Source organism: Bacillus sp. FSL P2-0099, from assembly GCF_038007445.1.
Classification (GTDB): Bacteria; Bacillota; Bacilli; order Bacillales; family Bacillaceae_G; genus Bacillus_A; species Bacillus_A mycoides.
In genome coordinates, this window is sequence record NZ_JBBOXE010000001.1 from 4,640,269 (window position 1) to 4,656,686 (window position 16,418).

The window sequence follows — 16,418 nt, forward strand, 5'->3', positions numbered from 1 at the left end:
ACGAAAATCTCTTATGCCATACATGAAAACCTAATAACGGACAATTGTAATATTTCAGATATTTCTTATTAGTTTTTCTTTTGTTTTTTTAAAAAAATTTGCAGGAATTTGGCGTTTTACGTAGAAATTTATGAGTTAGTTGACTGACCAGACATACAATGTCAACTACCAATATTTTTCTATATGAATATTTGTTAAACTTTTGTAAAATTTAAGTAAGTTAAAGCATGAATTTTATCATGTAGAGTACAATGATAGTAACGACCTTCTTTCCTGAATGGGGTCAAAAAAACTAGTAGAGGAGCGGTTTTCTCTTGAAACCTACAACTACTCGTATGCTAACACGCATTAAATCGATTTATATGTACATCAATGAAAACGGTACGGTAACAACGAAAGACCTTGTAGATGAGTTCGGGATCACACCGCGAACAATACAACGTGATCTAAATGTGTTGCAGTTTAATGAACTCGTGTATAGCCCTTGCCGCGGCAAGTGGACAACGACAGGAAAGAAAGTGAGAATGACCTCATAATAAAAAATAATTGTATGTAAATAAATACATACCCCTTTCTAACTCATTAGAAAGGGGTCTTTTCTATGCTCTGAAATTGGCGTTACTTTTCGTTATCTACTTGATACGTCTTTAACATTTCTACTTCTTCATCTGTTAATTCACGATATTGCCCAAGTTCTAACTCTTCATCTAACATTAAAGGTCCCATCTCTGTTCTCTTTAAATAAACTACTTTTTTCCCTACCGCTTCAAACATACGCTTCACTTGATGGAATTTTCCTTCTGTAATAACGAGTTCAATCTCAGAAATATCATCACTTTTTAAAATTGTAAGTTCGCCTGGCTTCGTTTCATAGCCATCTTCTAAAATAACACCTTTAGCGAATTCTATTACATCCTCTTCCGTTACAACACCTGAAATGTGTGCATAATATTTTTTCGGCACATGCTTTTTCGGAGATAATAGTTGATGCGTTAACTTCCCATCATTTGTGATTAATAAGAAACCTTCTGTATCAATATCGAGCCTTCCAACAGGGAATGGATCGAAAATCGCATCTTCTAATTCTAATAAATCTATTACTGTTTCGTGGTTATCATCTTCTGTCGCTGAAATAACACCTTGTGGTTTATGCATCATTAAATAAACAAACTCTTTATATTCCACAACTTCACCGTGAATCATAACCTCTTGCTCTTCTACATTCACATGAAACTTCGCATCTTTCACTGGCGTTCCATCAATCTTCACAACGCCGTCTTTCAGTAATTTCTTTACTTCTTTTCTACTTCCGTGTCCCATATTCGCTAATAATTTATCTAATCTCATGTTCTTCACCTTCTTTATTTATCATAGAAAAGGGGACGTATTTACGCCCCTTTTGATTTCAACTTTATTTTGAATCTACTACCAAGTTTACGCTGGATTTTCTCTAAAGCTTCTCCGCCAAATACTCTTTCTAGTACTCCTGTGCGAATCGCTAACAATCCGTAAACAAGACCACCAATACCTGCACAAATCGCAACTGTAATAAGAGCACCAATACGGCCATCAGGCGAAATCATGAAGGATAGAAGCCATTGTGATAGTTTTACAGCAATAACCATTACAAGTGTTAAGACTGCAATTTGGAATGTTCTCTTATATACAACACCAAATGAATAGTGTGCGTGTTTTTTAATTTGTCTATTCGTATACCATACGGAAGCTAAGAAGCCGACTGCAGTAGCCAAAATCGCCCCAACTGTACCGAAATAACGAATAAAGATTACGTTACATGCAAATTTCAAAATAACACCCATCACAAGCGCAACAATCGCATGTTTCTGCTGGTTAATCCCTTGCAGAATTGCTGCTGTTACTGTGAATAAAGCGAATAACAATGCAACTGGCGCATACCACATTAATACTTGTCCACCTAGTGGGTCTGAATCGTAGAAAGCAGTGTAAATCGGATATGCAAGTGTAGAAATACCGACAACTGCTGGCAATGTTAAAAACATATTCGCCTGGAATGTTTGTGTAATTTGTAATTTCAAATAACGGTATTGCTTTTCAGTAAACGACTTTGTAATCGCTGGCACGAGCGTTAAACTAAACGCTGTTGCAAGTGATACTGGAATCATAATTAATTTATGCGTCCACATCGTGAAAATACCGAGTGCTCGCTCTGCGATATCTCCTTGACCAATCGCCTGCATAATAGAGTTAAATGTCAATGTATCAATTTGTTGATATAAAGGAATTGTTAATCCAATTACAACGTAAGGGATTGCATATGCAAACAACTCTTTAAACAATTGAGCGGTACTTACCGTCGATTCTGGTACAGTTTGCTCAATTAAATATTGATCCAAATATTTTTTACGTTTTAACCAGTACCAAATTAATACGCCGAGTGCTCCAACTGCTGAAACGAACGCAGCGAATGTCGCAACTCCAACTGCCGTTGCTACTGTACCGCCAAGTACTTTAATAACGATGAAACTACCCGCTAATAAAAAGACGATACGAATAATTTGCTCAATAATTTGTGAAACCGTAGTCGGTCCCATCGATTGGTGGCCTTGGAAATAACCACGAATCAAACTTGCTGCCGGCACAACAATAAGCGCAAAACTTACGAGGCGAATAATCGTCGTAACTTCTTCTATCTTATTTTGTAAACTTTGTTTACCAAGCATTGCTTCTGCAAATAATGGTGCGGTCATGTACAGTACTAAGAAGGAAAGAACTCCTGTTACTATCATCATAACCATTCCCGAGCGGAACATTCTCCGGCTCGTTTTATAATCTCCAAGTGCATTATATTTGGAAACAAACTTAGAAACAGCAAGCGGCACTCCTGCCGTTGCGATACTTAAAAATATCGTATATGGAATGTATCCATATGTATAGAGCGTTCCGCCTTCTGTGCCTACTAATGCATGAAACGGAAAAACGTAAATCATGCCTAAGAACTTTACTAAAAATGTCCCTAACGTCACAATAAGCGTTCCGCGCAGAAATTTTGAATCGGACATACGAAAATCCTCCTACATCTACATAAAGTGAAACTATAATTAGTGGGAGACTCTCCTCCTACTAACCATTCAAGCATTTACAGGCTGCTTTAACTCCCTCTTTACTTCTCATAAATCTTAAGATAGTAGTCTTATTGCCCATAAATAGCAGGATAATGCTGAACTCTAACTTTTGTATTGTACCACAATTCTCCTCTTAAGCAGTACTTCACTCTATTTTTCTTTTAAGGGAAAACATGCTATTCTTTTAGGCAGGAAATGTAGAAAATGAGGTCGATATATTATGCATTATGATGTTATTGTCATCGGCGGCGGTCCTTCAGGGCTAATGGCTGCAATCGGTGCTGCTGAAGAAGGCGCAAGCGTCTTACTTCTTGATAAAGGAAATAAACTAGGACGTAAACTTGCGATTTCTGGTGGTGGTCGTTGTAACGTAACGAACCGTCTACCACTTGATGAAATCGTTAAACATATACCTGGAAATGGTCGCTTCTTATACAGTGCTTTTTCTATTTTCAGTAATGAAGATATTATTACATTCTTCGAAAATCTCGGTGTACAACTGAAAGAAGAGGATCATGGCCGCATGTTCCCAGTATCAAATAAAGCGCAATCTGTTGTAGATGCACTGTTAACACGATTAAAAGACTTAGGTGTGAAAATACGTACGAATACGCCTGTCGAAACGATTGAGTATGAAAACGGTCAAACGAAGGCTGTTATTCTGCAAACAGGTGAAGTGTTAGAAACGCATCACGTCGTTATCGCTGTTGGCGGAAAATCTGTTCCTCAAACTGGTTCTACTGGAGACGGATACGCTTGGGCTGAAAAAGCTGGGCATACAATTACAGAACTTTTCCCAACAGAAGTACCAATTCTTTCAAACGAACCGTTTATTCGTGACCGCACATTACAAGGTCTTGCTTTACGAGATGTAAACTTAAGTGTATTAAACCCGAAAGGAAAAGTTATCATTTCTCATAAAATGGACATGCTTTTCACTCACTTCGGTCTATCTGGTCCTGCTGCTCTTCGCTGTAGCCAATTCGTCGTGAAAGCACTAAAAAAGTTTAAAACGAATACAGTACAAATGAGCATCGATGCATTGCCAGAAGAAAATAGTGAGCAACTGTTCCAGCGCATGCTGAAACAAATGAAAGAAGACCCGAAAAAAGGAATTAAAAACGTTTTAAAAGGTTATGTACCTGAGCGTTACTTCCTATTCTTATTAGAAAAAAATGAAATTGACGGTAGCGAACAAGCTGGACAAGTTTCTCATGAGAAGATTCGCGCGCTTGTGAAAGACTTTAAAGAATTTACCGTCCATGTAAATGGTACGCAGTCAATTGAAAAAGCATTCGTTACTGGCGGAGGGGTATCCGTTAAAGAAATTAACCCGAAAGAAATGGCTTCGAAATTCACGAATGGTTTATACTTCTGCGGAGAAGTTCTTGATATTCACGGTTATACTGGCGGCTATAACATTACATCTGCCCTTGTTACTGGCCGAATTGCCGGAACAACAGCAGGACAAAATGCGAAAATGCAATACTAAAAAAGAAACAGGGACTCCTGTTTCTTTTTTTAGTATGTTGAAATAGCAAAGCAGTACACGAAATTATATTGGCGATACTTTAAATATATCGACCGTTTCTTCAAAAATATCCCTTCCTCCTAACTTCCCATTGCTTTTTTGTTGCTTTATATACCTTAGTACCTTTATATTTTATATTGTTGAATATTCGAAAAAGGGTAAGGGGAAAACAAATGAGAAAAAAAGTCATGATGTCTTTAATGCTAATGACGTTTCTTTCTGCGGTAGAAGGAACGATTGTTAGTACAGCGATCCCTCGTATAACGAGTGATTTGTCAGGTGTCGAACTTGTTAGTTGGGTATATGCAATCTATATGCTTGCAACAGCTGTTTCGACTCCAATATACGGAAAGCTAGCTGATTTATTCGGCCGTAAAAAAGTTCTGCTCATCGGAGCAACAATCTTCTTAATCGGTTCTGCACTTTGCGGAGTCGTTACATCAATGGAACAATTAATCTTCTTCCGTGCTCTTCAAGGTATAGGGGCTGGTGCTGTTATGCCGATCACAATGACGATTATTGGAGATCTATATAGCGAAGCTAAAGACCGCGCGAAAGCACAAGGCTGGATGAGTGCCGTTTGGGGTGTATCTGGTGTTATTGGGCCGTTAGTAGGTGGATTTTTAGTTGATTCTCTTTCTTGGCGCTATATTTTCTTCTTAAACGTTCCTTTTGGAATTATCGCTTGCTTAATGTTTGCCACTTCTTATAAGGAATCTGTTAAGTCCGCCGCTAAGCAACATATCGACTATCTTGGTGCGACAGTTTTCTCATTAAGTACAATTGCTTTACTATACGCATTATTAACAGGTAGCAGTAAGCAAAACTGGGGAGACATTTCAATTATCGGCCTATTAATCTTTGCCGCTGTTTCATTCATTATTTTCTTATACATCGAGAAAAAGTCTCCGGAACCATTAATTCCGCTAGCACTTTTCTCTAATCGTACATTATCTACAATAAACATACTAACACTTATTGCTGGCGCAATGATTATTAGTATTACAGTGTATCTTCCAATTTGGAGCCAAGGTGTTTTAGGAAAAAATGCGACAGAGGCTGGACTCATTTTAATGCCGATTCCTGTTATGTGGACATTCGGTGCTATGTTCTCCGGCAACTTAGTTGGCAAGTTACAAACGAAACAAATTATTTTACTTGGAGCTAGCATTTTATCAGTTGCTACTTTCTTATTATTTACATTATCAACAGATTCACCATCATTCCTTATTTATGTTGCAGTCGGATTATTCGGCTTAGGAATGGGGCTTGTTACACCAATTTACATGGTAACAATTCAAGCAGCTGTACCGGCCCATACGCGCGGAACGGCAGTTGGTTTAAATACATTTATTAATACATTTAGTCAAACACTAGGAGCTGCAATCTTCGGAACGATCTTCAATACGATGATTCATGCACGTGGCATTAAAAACCTTGATCTTGTTTCTTCTGGCGGACATGGAGGGGCTACAGCAAACGTAGCAACCGAGTCACAATCTGCATTAGCATCAAGTGTACACGTCATTTATATGAGCACTTTCGTATTAGCGGTATTCACATTAATTATCGCTTGGATCCTATTAAAGCCAGGTAAACAAACAAGTGAACAATAAAAAAAGGATGACCATTTTGGTCATCCTTTTTGCATAAAATCTACTCTTCATTCTCCACAATATGTTTAAGCACGGACAATTTATTATCCCAAAATCGTTCATAGTACGAGAGCCACTGCTGTAATTCCTCTAATGGTTCTGGATGCAAACGATATATCTTCTCTCTTCCGCTCTTTCTTCCACTCACTAAATTCGCTTCTGAAAGAATATGAAGGTGCTTTACAACTGCAGTACGGCTCATCGGAAAATGATCCGTTATTTTTGAAATTGGTAACTCTTTATCACTTAATAACCGTAACACTTCTCGGCGGGTTGGATCAGCAATTGCTTGAAATACATCATATTTCGCTGCTGACGAGGACACTTAACCTTCAACAACCTTTTTCAGTTTTTCATTTACAATCGCTACCCAGCCACCATTCATTCTATCGCGAATAATAGAGCTCTTCGCATTCGCTTTCGGAAGGATTTCATCAGGATGTTTCCAGCCGCCGTGAATTAACGTAAATTCTGTTTTATTATCTCCTAGGTCTTTCAAATTAAATGAAACAACCCAGCCATCTGTGTCCCATGAGAAAGATAAATAATTCGGCTCATCAATCTCTAACACTTTACATGGTGATGGTCCGAAAGGTGATTGCACATGAAACTCATGTCCTACCGCCAATTCGAAATCATTTGGCATAAACCATGACGCAATTCCTTCTGCAGTCGATACTACATTCCATACTTTTTGAATAGGTGCGTTAAAAACGATTGTTTGTTTAATATCATTTAATGTATTTTGTTGTTCCATTTTATATCTCCTTTATTCGGCATTAAAATATAACACCTTTTAGTTTCACATTAACAATATAACACCTTTTGGTTTCATGTCAAGAAAGACTCTTTTTCACTGTTGAGAAATTCTCAACATTTTTTCAACAGGACAAACACCCTCTCACCATTCCTTCATAATATACTCACAAAGGCAATGAAAAATAGAAAATTCCCTCAATATGAAACTCTATCACTCCTATTGAGAGAAGCGCCTAACTTATCTCATCTGTACTTCGTCTCTCCTCCTTCCCTCGGGGACAATACGCGAGATATGTAAAAATCAGAAGGAGTATGCCCGCCATTTGGGTAGGTAGTTATTTCTCTTCTCCTCAACATTTCCTTAGGAGCGAAATGACTACCTCCCCACTTTTTTAAACAAAAATAAAAAGGAGATGAAAGCTATGTTCTATTGCATTAACTGTTCTGAAATTCACCATGAAAAACACCCGAATGATAAAGTTTTTAAAAACGGTTTTTATATTGATCCATTTTTAGGTGATCGTTATCACCTTGGTATGTGTACAGATGCCCAAAACCATGAAACAGGGGCGCCTCTTTTAGCGACAAAGAAATTAGGCACAACTCAATCTATTATGAACGTATTACCGACACATGTTGTCCCAACATAAAACATAAAAAAGAGCTGGCTCACCCAGCTCTTTTTTATGCTTTATAAACGATCATTGCTGAAAAACAATAAATTTGGTTTTCGTCATCGTTAATAGAAACACCGACTTGGTACTTAATATCTACAAAGTTACTATCATCAATTTTTTTCAAAAATACATTTACAGCGTCTTCTAAGTCTTTTTCATGACTTTCATCAAACACTTTCACACGAATCATGTTAACACCATCCTAGATCGCAGCCCTCCGCCGCTTGTTTATTGCCACGGTGCGTATCTATGATGCGATAGAACTTTCCATCTTCATATATATATCCGTCTTCTAACACATATTGTTTATCTTCAGTATAGACATAAAACTTACCTATCATAAACTTACTCGTATATAATTCCAAATAATCTTGCCTAAATTTAGCTACAACTTTATTTGTAATATCAATTCTAATTGTGCGCCCCACCTTCTCTCCCTCCCTTGCAAAGAACGGATTTAGGTATATTGTATTAGCGATTTTATATTTTATGCTTAAAAATAAGTGGATATGCCCTCTTTCTGCGCCTGTACTATTTTTCTAAAAAAATCCCCCCTATTTATTCAACTTATAAGAGCAAAAAAACAAACAAAAAAACGACTTTTATATATTGACTACAGCATATCAGATGTGATATTATATAAAATTTGACATTTTTATCCTAGTATGTTATCATTAAAAGTAGTTACCACATACGGAGGTGGATGATTTGTTTCAAATTGGTGATAAAATCGTTTATCCAATGCACGGTGCAGGAATCATCGAAGCAATTGAAGAGAAAGAAATATTAGGCACTACGCGTCAATATTGTGTTATACGCATCATTAGTAAAGATATGCAAGTAATGCTTCCGATGAATCAATTACAAAAATCAGGTATACGTTATATCGTCGATAAAGGTACGTTAGATGGTATACTTCTTGAATTTCATCATGGGGAATCAGACCCCTCACTCTCTTGGAAACAAAGATATACAATGAATATGGAAAAAATGAAGAACGGCAATCTTCAAGATAGTGCAGAAGTTGTTCGTGATTTACTTCGTCGCAATAAAGAAAGAGCATTAAATGCGAGCGAAAAACAAATGCTAGATAATGCGCGTAAAATGGTTATTAGTGAAGTTGCGCTCGTACAGAATGTTTCAGAACATCAAGCAACAGAATTTCTTCAAGATACAATCAATCATTAATTTTAAAAATAGCCGACCGCTATTTTTTTTTGCGTAAAAAAGGCCAAAGAGTTAAATCTCTTTGGCCTTTCATATTACCCACGCCCCGCTTGAAACGATGGGTATAGAGTCATTCCACCATCTGCAAATAACGTAATTCCAGTTACGTAACTTGCCTCTGCTGAAGCGAGCCACGTTGCTACTGCTGCGATTTCTTCAGGTTTTCCAATGTACCCCATTGGAATCATACTTTCTACGTCGTCACGTTTTTTCGGGTCAGCAAATTTTTCAGCATTAATTGGCGTATTAATTGCACCAGGACCAATATTATTTACCCGAATACCTTTTGGTGCATATTCTAACGCTAACGTTTCTGTCATAAGCTTAATCCCTCCCTTACTAGCCGCATAATGCACAAATAATGGCCACGGGATTTTCTCATGAACACTAGACATATTAATAACCGAACCTTTAATATCGTGTTCCACAAAATATTTAATCGCTTCACGACTTCCTAAAAAAGCACCTGTTAAATTTGTATGAATTACTTTATTCCAATCCTCTAACGGCATTTCATGCGACGGTACCGCGTTTTCTATCCCTGCATTATTAATCATAACGTCGAGCGTACCAAACTCTTTCACAGCAGATTGAATGAGATTCACAACATCTGCCTCGACCGTCACATCACCTTTTACAGCAATCGCTTCTCCACCTACCTTTTTTATTTCTTCTAATACATCGTTCGCTTCTGACTCTCTTGAGCGATAGTTAATAACAACTTTCGCCTTCTCTTTAGCAAATCTTACTCCCATGGCTCTTCCAAGACCAGTTGCTGATCCTGTAATAACGACGACTTTCCCTTCTAAATCGCTATACATTTTAATACCTCCTTAACCTTTCGCAATCCCCAGCATAATTCCAGCTGCAATGATAAAAACGATACCAATAACAATCCCAATTAATTGACGCTTCGTTTTCCTTTCACCTAATATAAAAATCCCGCCAAGCGTCGAAATAATAATTCCCATTTGTGAAAGGGAAAAGCTTGTTGCGACCCCAACTCTTGGCTGTGAAATGAATAAAAACATATTTCCAGCTGCCCAAATCAATCCTGGAAGAATATTTCGAATCGCATATTTATTGAATGGATGATGTTTAAATGTGAGTAAAATCCCGCCTAATACCATACCGACCGCTTGTGGTAATAAAGCCGACCAACCGTTCACGTTAAATAACCGGATAACTACTACGTAAACTAAATAACCGACTGTTGAAATTAATAAAATAATAATTCCTTTTTTAAAATTTCCTGCTTGCTCTGCATTCTTCTCTTCTTTACTTTGAAGCGATGTTAAAATAACCCCGATAATAATACAAACGAGCGCCAAAACTCCAAGAACGACCGATATCGTCGTTGACCATTCATGAAACACGATAACCCCAAATAATGTTGTTGCGACTAATTGAAGCCCTGTTGAAATCGGCATCGTTCTAGAAACACCCATTAAATCAATACTTTTTAATTGATTCGCTTGACCAAGTGCCCAAAATAAGCCAGATACAATTCCAACTCCAATAACGGTCGGAGTTAATACCGGCTTCATAAAAATATAAACGACAATTGAGAAGATAAGTGCACCGAACGTTGTACCGAGCGTTTGACTATACGGTCCCCCGCCCAGTTTCACGTTAAATAGCACAATACTCCCCCAAAATATAGCTGGTAAAATTGCTAGAAGTATATCCATCGCTCATTACCTTTCTCTACAAAATGTCATAGGTTATCGCTCTAAATCATTAGAGTGAGCTTTTATTTTTTCGTTTTTTCGTGCACAAATCTTTTCTACAATAGCACCAGAAACATTCTTTTCTCGCTCCACTTTCTTTATCTTTATGTGATCTAAATTGTCTTCCAAAGTAAGTGTAACTTTATCATTCGGCGGATTATGTGCCCCTTGAAATGTAAGAAATTGTATCGTAACTTCAAACCTAGGAACAAACTCATCTTTCTTGCCTAGACGCTTTATATTTGTAACTGAGTCACATTCATATTGATCTTCTGTCACTTGCCTTATAACCGAGTAATATCGATTCAGTAACGCACTTTCTAAAAGCTGTTCCGTCGATTCCTTTGCCAAAGAATTGCTTGGAGAAAAGAAAAAAACAGAACATATCATTGCAATCATTACACATATCTTTTTCATAACTTCCTCCTTTTCCTATAAGATAGTGTTCTCCAAAATGCCATAAAAAAACGACTTTCCCTATTTAGGAAAGTCGTTTTTTATAGCATAAATCCAATATTAACCACCACTCACTGGTGGTATTAGTGCAACTACATCACCAGTGTGTATCGTGTCATCTTCATTTGCGTACTCTTCATTAATCGCAACCATAATTGGCGCTGACACTGGTACATTATATTCTTTCGCAACAATATCTTTTAACTCTGCAACAGTAATATTTTCTTTCTCTATTTGTAATTCACTCGTTCCTGCTTCTTCTTGCAAGTTCGCAAATAACAATACTCGAATCATATTTATAACCCCTTCCCAGGCTCTCCTGCTGGATATGGTGTTTTTTCTAATTGGTCACCAATCCATGAGTCACCATCTTCCCAAAACTCCTTTTTCCAAATTGGAACAATTTTCTTAATACGCTCCATAATATATTCATTCGCTTCATAAGCCTCTTTGCGATGAGGTGTTGATACAGCAACAACAACCGCTATATCAGAAATTTGCAGCGTGCCGATGCGATGCGTAATCGCAACATGTGTACCGGGCCACTTCTCCTTCACTTCTGACCCAATTTTCTGTAGCATCTTTTCTGCCATCGTCTTATAAGCTACATACTCTAAGTATAGTGTACGACGCCCTTTCGTAAACTCCCTAACTGTCCCGATAAATGTTGTAACAGCACCACATTCACGGCGAACTACTTTCTTTGTCACCTCTTCAATCGAGATTTCTGTATCAATTACTTCATAATACGTATTTATCATTTTGCACCCCTAGCCGTTTGTAAAAACCAGTCTATATACAATTTTTCTTCTGTTATATGAAATACTTTATATTCTTCTCGTACATTTGACGAAGCATCATACCACGTAATAACTGCCGCTATATTTTCTACTTTATGTAAAAGTTCAGCGTCTTCCGCAGAACGAAGTAACACTACTTTCGGATAGTTCTCAGCTTTATAGCCCTCTATTAAAATCGTATCTACTTCAAAAAATTCGTACAAGCGGATAATTTCTTGCAAGGACCATTCATCTCGCAAAGAGGACAAAGATAGTAATCCGGCACCTTCTACACTACTTACTACAGCACCAGCTTTTCTGTGTCTTTCACTATCTTTTTGCGCTACTTCAGGAAAGCCCCCGTGACCATGATGTTTAATTGTAGCAACCTTCATTTCTCTTTCAGTTAATGCATGCACCATCTTCTCTACAAGTGTTGTTTTCCCGCTATTTTGATACCCTACTATTTGTAAGATTGAAGAGGATTTGTCCACGGCCAATCACTTCCCTCAGAGCATTCTAACAATAATACAGACACTTTCATTCCTGCTTCAAATCCTCTCGTTCCTCCAGGCAGCACGATAAAAGCATTTACATCCGCAAGTGAAGAGACCGCACTCGATTTATCTAAACCGACTGGCATCGCTTGTAGTGCCCCATTAACAATACTCGCTTTCGCTCTTACAAAACGAGTAAACGGATTTGGTTTCGGGAAATCTTTTTGTAAAATAGCATCAGTTCTATATACGTGAGGCTCCTTCACATGCAAATACGTTTTCATAATTGGATGCACAAATAATTCGAAACCTACATAACAAGCTGACGGATTACCTGATAAACCAAAGAGTAGCTTTCCATCAACTTCAGCTACTGTCGTTACACTCCCCGGTCTCATCGCTATTTTATTAAAGAGTACATTCGCCTGTAACCTTTCATAAATAGCTGGCAAATAGTCGTAATCCCCTACTGAAACACCGCCCGTTGTAATTAAAATATCAACCTCATCCATCGCTGATTTAACAGCTGTAAAACATGCATCTAACTCATCGGCAAGTTGTCCATAGTAACTCACTTTCCCGCCAGCTTTCATAATTTGAGCGGCAATCATGTAAGAGTTACTATTTCTAATTTTCCCTGGCTCTAACGCCTCATGCACTTCTAGTAATTCACTTCCTGTCGTTACAATACCGACAACAGGCTGTTTTACAACTTTCACAGTGCTATATCCAAACGTCGCTAATAATGCGGCAACACCTGGATTGATTACGACACCTTTCTTAACGAGGACTTGATTTTGTTTTATATCTTCTCCTTTAAATGACACATTGTCACCGTTTTGGAAAGGACGTTTTAACTTCATATATGTACTTTCGTTCCTCTCGAATCCTTCCGTCAGTTCTAGCATTACGACTGCATTGCAATCTTCTGGAATAGCTGCTCCTGTCATAATACGAACCGCCTGAAAAGCCCCTACTTCTTCTGTAAAAACAGATCCTGCTCCGATCTCTCCTATTACTTCAAATTCAATCGGCTGCTCTTGACTCGCTTCCTTCGTGTCTTCTGCTCGAATTGCGAAACCATCGTAAGGAGAACGATCAAAGTGAGGAACGTCGTGATCTGAGACAACATCCTCTCCAAGAATCCTCCCATAACTTTCTGTAATAGAAACTTCTTCTACTTCACCATGCTTAGCATATTTCATAACCCGCTCTACAGCCTCAGCAACTTGAATCGGGATTCGTTTTTCTACCATTGTTTCTCACCTCATATTTGCAAAATATCTAATCTCGATTACACTTTATATATTAAATCGCAATTACTTCAAGGAGGAATTCCATGTCTTCATTCACACATTTCAACGACCAAGGGCGCGCTAAAATGGTTGATATAAGTGACAAAAAAATAACCGTTCGAACAGCAATAGCATGCTCTAACATTCTCGTTACAAAAGAAATTTTTGATAAAATCTCACGCAACGAAATTGGTAAAGGTGACGTATTAGCCGTCGCACAAATCGCAGGTATTATGGCTGCAAAACGTACTTCTGATATTATCCCAATGTGCCATCCTTTATTATTAAAAGGTGTTGACGTCTCTTTCGATTGGAAACAGTCAGAAGAACAATATCGGCTACTTATTGAAGTAAAAGTTAAAACAGAAGGTAGTACCGGCGTTGAGATGGAAGCTTTAACAGCTGCTTCCGCTACCGCTCTTACTGTATATGACATGTGTAAAGCCGTTGATAAGGGTATGATTATTGGCGAAACGTACTTACTTGAAAAAACGGGCGGAAAAAATGGAGATTATATTAGAAATTCTTAATCCTATCTTTTCCATTTGAACCTAAAGGACTCTCCTTTAGGTTCAACCTATATATCTTGCATATAGTCGTTTTGCAACATTCATATCATTCGTACCATGAATAAACGCCCTACCATCTGTAAATAAAACAAAACGATATTCTTCCACCGGAAATGACAATAAATATGGCGTTGCTTTTACATCCACACTTTTTTGTAAGCGCTTTTTAATTTCTTCTAAATTAAAACCCTGACGCACACCTGGACGGATTTGAACTGTATTTCGCCCACATAATACTTCTGTTTTCGTTTGTGCTTCAAATGTTAAACTCGGATATGTACGTAACTTTCCACAGGATAAACATGTATCCTTTTTCTGCCTATTCACTTTAAATGCCATCTGTTGATTATTCCAAAGATCAAATGATAGCATCGTTTCACGAAGTGCCTCAAAATCTTCTACTAATATTTTCAAGGCTTCCGTTATTTGATGTGCAACTACTAATTGCACTGCTGGCTGTATAATACCGGCCGTATCACATGTCGCTCCGCTCGCCGGATGTTCCATTAAACATCGAAAACACGGCGTTTTTCCTGGCAAGATTGTATAAGTTACTCCGTAACTTCCAACACATCCTCCGTATATCCACGGAACGTTATACATCTGGGATATATCATTAATAAGAAGGCGCGTTTCAAAATTGTCTGTCGCATCTAATATTAAATCTACACCTTTAATTAACTCTTCCATTTCTTGCACCGTTACATCAGTCACAACCGGTACAATTTCTACTTCGGAATTAATTGCCTTTAAATGTTCTGCTGCCGCTATCGCTTTCGGCTTATAATGCTTCGCATCTTCTTCTGTATATAATTGTTGCCTTTGTAAATTACTCCATTCTACATAATCACGATCCGCAATTGTAATTTTTCCAACACCTGCTCTAACAATTGCTTCTGCATTCGCTGCTCCGAGCGCACCAGCACCGATAACGAGTACATGCTTCCCTCTTATTTTCCGTTGCCCTTCTTCCCCAACACCAGAAAATAACATTTGTCTTGAATATCGCTCTTGCATACGACATCCCCCTTTCTTATCCTCCTATATAAGACATTTCAATTTTCGGACGATTTTTCGCACTTTCTTCTGTCCGTTCATCTGAATATCGATCTTTTCTATTCTCCCATACATATTGTATAGCTTTTAATAACTCATTATCCGAAAGGTTCTCCCTCAGAAGTTTCCTTAAATCCATTCCTTCTGTTGCAAACAAGCAAGTATAAAACTTTCCATCTGCCGAAATTCTTGCTCTCGTACAAGAAGAACAAAATGACTCAGAAACGGAGGTAATAAAACCAACCTCTACATTCGTTCCAACGTATCGATACCGCTTCGCAACCTCACCAAAATAATGAGCTTCAGCTGGCTCAATTGGATACACCCCATGAATCATATCAATTAATTCTCGTTTCGTAATAACTTGATCAAAATTCCATCCATTCGTACTGCCAACATCCATAAACTCAATAAATCTAAGCGTGATTCCTTGTTCTTTAAAATACGTAGCAACCGGAAGTACTTGATGATCATTCATTCCTTTTTTCACAACCATATTTACTTTCACTTCAAGGCCTGCTTCTTTCGCTGCCATAATTCCTTTTAACACTGGCTTCGTATTCATATTCCGGCCATTAATTGCGCGGAACACATTATCATCTATCGCATCCAAACTAACATTTACTCGGTGTAACCCAGCTTCTTTTAACGCCTTCGCTTGCTTCGTTAAATGAATCGCATTTGTCGTTAATCCTATATCTACTAAACCGTCAATTTTCACGAGACGTTCGATAAGTTTTGTTAAGTCCTTACGGAGCAAGGGTTCGCCACCAGTAAGTCTAATTTTCCGTACACCGATGCTAACAAATACTTTTGCTAATCGCTCTATTTCATCAAATGTCAGTAAAAACTCATCTTTCAAAAAAGCATAATCAGGACCAAACACTTCCGCTGGCATACAATACGTACACCGTAAATTACAACGATCAATGACAGAGATGCGTAAATCTTGAAGTGGGCGTCCGAAAAAATCTTTAACCTTCTCCTGCATCGCCACTCTCCCTTTCTGCCAAATTTATACCTCTCTTCATTCTATTATAATATATTTTTGAACCGCGATGTTTTTGCTCAAGTGAATAAAGT

General features: G+C 37.9%; 21 protein-coding genes. 6 read left to right on the forward strand and 15 right to left on the reverse strand.

Annotated elements, in window-relative coordinates:
• Positions 1-314 precede the first annotated feature (314 nt).
• Positions 315-536: a DeoR family transcriptional regulator gene (locus MKY90_RS24040; protein WP_000805512.1), complete on the forward strand. Its 222-nt coding sequence runs from the start codon at positions 315-317 to the stop codon at positions 534-536.
• Between the two features lie 82 nt (positions 537-618).
• Here the strand turns inward: MKY90_RS24040 and MKY90_RS24045 are convergent, their stop codons facing one another.
• Together MKY90_RS24045 and MKY90_RS24050 are read right to left on the reverse strand one after the other, a co-directional pair.
• Positions 619-1,347, reverse strand: a complete 729-nt coding sequence (locus MKY90_RS24045) for a pseudouridine synthase (protein WP_002034388.1) — start codon at positions 1,345-1,347, stop codon at positions 619-621.
• A 41-nt stretch (positions 1,348-1,388) separates the two neighbouring features.
• Positions 1,389-3,041 carry a putative polysaccharide biosynthesis protein gene (locus tag MKY90_RS24050; RefSeq protein WP_002129465.1) on the reverse strand — a complete coding sequence of 551 codons (1,653 nt, stop codon included), beginning with the start codon at positions 3,039-3,041 and terminating at the stop codon, positions 1,389-1,391.
• 283 nt (positions 3,042-3,324) lie between these two features.
• On the opposite strand from MKY90_RS24050, the gene MKY90_RS24055 reads away from it, so the two are divergent.
• The gene (locus MKY90_RS24055; RefSeq protein WP_098167608.1) at positions 3,325-4,596 is read left to right on the forward strand and encodes a BaiN/RdsA family NAD(P)/FAD-dependent oxidoreductase; all 1,272 of its coding nucleotides are present in this window, start codon (positions 3,325-3,327) and stop codon (positions 4,594-4,596) included.
• A gap of 212 nt (positions 4,597-4,808) precedes the next feature.
• Positions 4,809-6,251 (forward strand): MDR family MFS transporter, encoded by a 1,443-nt coding sequence (locus MKY90_RS24060; RefSeq protein WP_341092736.1) that lies wholly within the window; start codon positions 4,809-4,811, stop codon positions 6,249-6,251.
• 40 nt (positions 6,252-6,291) lie between these two features.
• On the opposite strand, the gene MKY90_RS24065 is transcribed toward MKY90_RS24060, so the two are convergent.
• On the reverse strand, positions 6,292-6,615 hold the full coding sequence (locus MKY90_RS24065; protein WP_002015665.1) for an ArsR/SmtB family transcription factor: 324 nt from the start codon (positions 6,613-6,615) through the stop codon (positions 6,292-6,294).
• Positions 6,616-7,047 (reverse strand): SRPBCC family protein, encoded by a 432-nt coding sequence (locus MKY90_RS24070; RefSeq protein WP_002015664.1) that lies wholly within the window; start codon positions 7,045-7,047, stop codon positions 6,616-6,618. It lies immediately after the preceding gene.
• Positions 7,048-7,471: 424 nt separating this feature from the next.
• Between MKY90_RS24070 and MKY90_RS24075 the strand changes: the two genes are divergently transcribed.
• On the forward strand, positions 7,472-7,699 hold the full coding sequence (locus MKY90_RS24075; RefSeq protein ID WP_002129470.1) for a DUF3973 domain-containing protein: 228 nt from the start codon (positions 7,472-7,474) through the stop codon (positions 7,697-7,699).
• Between the two features lie 34 nt (positions 7,700-7,733).
• On the opposite strand, the gene MKY90_RS24080 is transcribed toward MKY90_RS24075, so the two are convergent.
• Positions 7,734-7,916, reverse strand: coding sequence for a sporulation protein Cse60 (locus MKY90_RS24080; RefSeq protein ID WP_000621751.1), 183 nt, complete (start codon positions 7,914-7,916; stop codon positions 7,734-7,736).
• Position 7,917: 1 nt separating this feature from the next.
• Complete coding sequence (locus tag MKY90_RS24085; protein WP_002089059.1) at positions 7,918-8,154, reverse strand: DUF2553 family protein; 237 nt, start codon at positions 8,152-8,154, stop codon at positions 7,918-7,920.
• A gap of 280 nt (positions 8,155-8,434) precedes the next feature.
• On the opposite strand from MKY90_RS24085, the gene MKY90_RS24090 reads away from it, so the two are divergent.
• Positions 8,435-8,914 carry a CarD family transcriptional regulator gene (locus MKY90_RS24090; protein WP_002089061.1) on the forward strand — a complete coding sequence of 160 codons (480 nt, stop codon included), beginning with the start codon at positions 8,435-8,437 and terminating at the stop codon, positions 8,912-8,914.
• Between the two features lie 74 nt (positions 8,915-8,988).
• Here MKY90_RS24090 and MKY90_RS24095 read toward each other — a convergent pair whose 3' ends face one another.
• The 7 genes from MKY90_RS24095 to MKY90_RS24125 form a co-directional block, all read right to left on the reverse strand.
• Complete coding sequence (locus MKY90_RS24095; RefSeq protein WP_002015659.1) at positions 8,989-9,774, reverse strand: glucose 1-dehydrogenase; 786 nt, start codon at positions 9,772-9,774, stop codon at positions 8,989-8,991.
• A gap of 12 nt (positions 9,775-9,786) precedes the next feature.
• Positions 9,787-10,644, reverse strand: coding sequence for a glucose uptake protein GlcU (glcU, locus tag MKY90_RS24100; protein WP_002129475.1), 858 nt, complete (start codon positions 10,642-10,644; stop codon positions 9,787-9,789).
• Between the two features lie 33 nt (positions 10,645-10,677).
• Complete coding sequence (locus tag MKY90_RS24105) at positions 10,678-11,100, reverse strand: DUF3888 domain-containing protein (RefSeq protein WP_002089063.1); 423 nt, start codon at positions 11,098-11,100, stop codon at positions 10,678-10,680.
• A gap of 99 nt (positions 11,101-11,199) precedes the next feature.
• Entirely contained in the window at positions 11,200-11,433 is a 234-nt protein-coding gene (gene moaD / locus MKY90_RS24110; protein WP_002089064.1) for a molybdopterin converting factor subunit 1, read from the reverse strand.
• A 2-nt stretch (positions 11,434-11,435) separates the two neighbouring features.
• Positions 11,436-11,900: a molybdopterin synthase catalytic subunit MoaE gene (gene moaE / locus MKY90_RS24115; protein WP_341092737.1), complete on the reverse strand. Its 465-nt coding sequence runs from the start codon at positions 11,898-11,900 to the stop codon at positions 11,436-11,438.
• The gene (gene mobB / locus MKY90_RS24120; protein WP_033709510.1) at positions 11,897-12,418 is read right to left on the reverse strand and encodes a molybdopterin-guanine dinucleotide biosynthesis protein B; all 522 of its coding nucleotides are present in this window, start codon (positions 12,416-12,418) and stop codon (positions 11,897-11,899) included. The genes moaE and mobB overlap by 4 nt, the downstream gene beginning before the upstream one ends.
• The gene (locus tag MKY90_RS24125; protein ID WP_341092738.1) at positions 12,382-13,671 is read right to left on the reverse strand and encodes a molybdopterin molybdotransferase MoeA; all 1,290 of its coding nucleotides are present in this window, start codon (positions 13,669-13,671) and stop codon (positions 12,382-12,384) included. Before MKY90_RS24125 ends, mobB begins: the two co-directional genes overlap by 37 nt.
• Positions 13,672-13,754: 83 nt before the next feature.
• Here MKY90_RS24125 and moaC point away from each other — a divergent pair, with 83 nt between their 5' ends.
• Positions 13,755-14,240, forward strand: a complete 486-nt coding sequence (moaC, locus tag MKY90_RS24130; RefSeq protein ID WP_341092739.1) for a cyclic pyranopterin monophosphate synthase MoaC — start codon at positions 13,755-13,757, stop codon at positions 14,238-14,240.
• Positions 14,241-14,282: 42 nt separating this feature from the next.
• On the opposite strand, the gene MKY90_RS24135 is transcribed toward moaC, so the two are convergent.
• Both MKY90_RS24135 and moaA read right to left on the reverse strand, forming a co-directional pair.
• On the reverse strand, positions 14,283-15,296 hold the full coding sequence (locus tag MKY90_RS24135) for a molybdopterin-synthase adenylyltransferase MoeB (protein ID WP_002067678.1): 1,014 nt from the start codon (positions 15,294-15,296) through the stop codon (positions 14,283-14,285).
• 16 nt (positions 15,297-15,312) lie between these two features.
• Positions 15,313-16,326, reverse strand: a complete 1,014-nt coding sequence (gene moaA, locus MKY90_RS24140) for a GTP 3',8-cyclase MoaA (protein ID WP_002138702.1) — start codon at positions 16,324-16,326, stop codon at positions 15,313-15,315.
• Between the last annotated feature and the right edge of the window lie 92 nt (positions 16,327-16,418).

Excerpts from the sequence above, each read along its gene's own strand:
- MKY90_RS24055 (WP_098167608.1), top strand. The coding sequence starts at position 3,325 with ATGCATTATGATGTTATTGTCATCGGCGGCGGTCCTTCAGGGCTAATG.
- glcU (WP_002129475.1), bottom strand. The coding sequence starts at position 10,644 with ATGGATATACTTCTAGCAATTTTACCAGCTATATTTTGGGGGAGTATT.
- moaD (WP_002089064.1), bottom strand. The coding sequence starts at position 11,433 with ATGATTCGAGTATTGTTATTTGCGAACTTGCAAGAAGAAGCAGGAACG.
- MKY90_RS24070 (WP_002015664.1), bottom strand. The coding sequence starts at position 7,047 with ATGGAACAACAAAATACATTAAATGATATTAAACAAACAATCGTTTTT.
- MKY90_RS24095 (WP_002015659.1), bottom strand. The coding sequence starts at position 9,774 with ATGTATAGCGATTTAGAAGGGAAAGTCGTCGTTATTACAGGATCAGCA.
- moaA (WP_002138702.1), bottom strand. The coding sequence starts at position 16,326 with ATGCAGGAGAAGGTTAAAGATTTTTTCGGACGCCCACTTCAAGATTTA.
- MKY90_RS24125 (WP_341092738.1), bottom strand. The coding sequence starts at position 13,671 with ATGGTAGAAAAACGAATCCCGATTCAAGTTGCTGAGGCTGTAGAGCGG.
- MKY90_RS24060 (WP_341092736.1), top strand. The coding sequence starts at position 4,809 with ATGAGAAAAAAAGTCATGATGTCTTTAATGCTAATGACGTTTCTTTCT.
- MKY90_RS24045 (WP_002034388.1), bottom strand. The coding sequence starts at position 1,347 with ATGAGATTAGATAAATTATTAGCGAATATGGGACACGGAAGTAGAAAA.
- moaC (WP_341092739.1), top strand. The coding sequence starts at position 13,755 with ATGTCTTCATTCACACATTTCAACGACCAAGGGCGCGCTAAAATGGTT.
- MKY90_RS24105 (WP_002089063.1), bottom strand. The coding sequence starts at position 11,100 with ATGAAAAAGATATGTGTAATGATTGCAATGATATGTTCTGTTTTTTTC.
- MKY90_RS24075 (WP_002129470.1), top strand. The coding sequence starts at position 7,472 with ATGTTCTATTGCATTAACTGTTCTGAAATTCACCATGAAAAACACCCG.
- MKY90_RS24080 (WP_000621751.1), bottom strand. The coding sequence starts at position 7,916 with ATGATTCGTGTGAAAGTGTTTGATGAAAGTCATGAAAAAGACTTAGAA.
- MKY90_RS24050 (WP_002129465.1), bottom strand. The coding sequence starts at position 3,041 with ATGTCCGATTCAAAATTTCTGCGCGGAACGCTTATTGTGACGTTAGGG.
- moaE (WP_341092737.1), bottom strand. The coding sequence starts at position 11,900 with ATGATAAATACGTATTATGAAGTAATTGATACAGAAATCTCGATTGAA.
- MKY90_RS24135 (WP_002067678.1), bottom strand. The coding sequence starts at position 15,296 with ATGCAAGAGCGATATTCAAGACAAATGTTATTTTCTGGTGTTGGGGAA.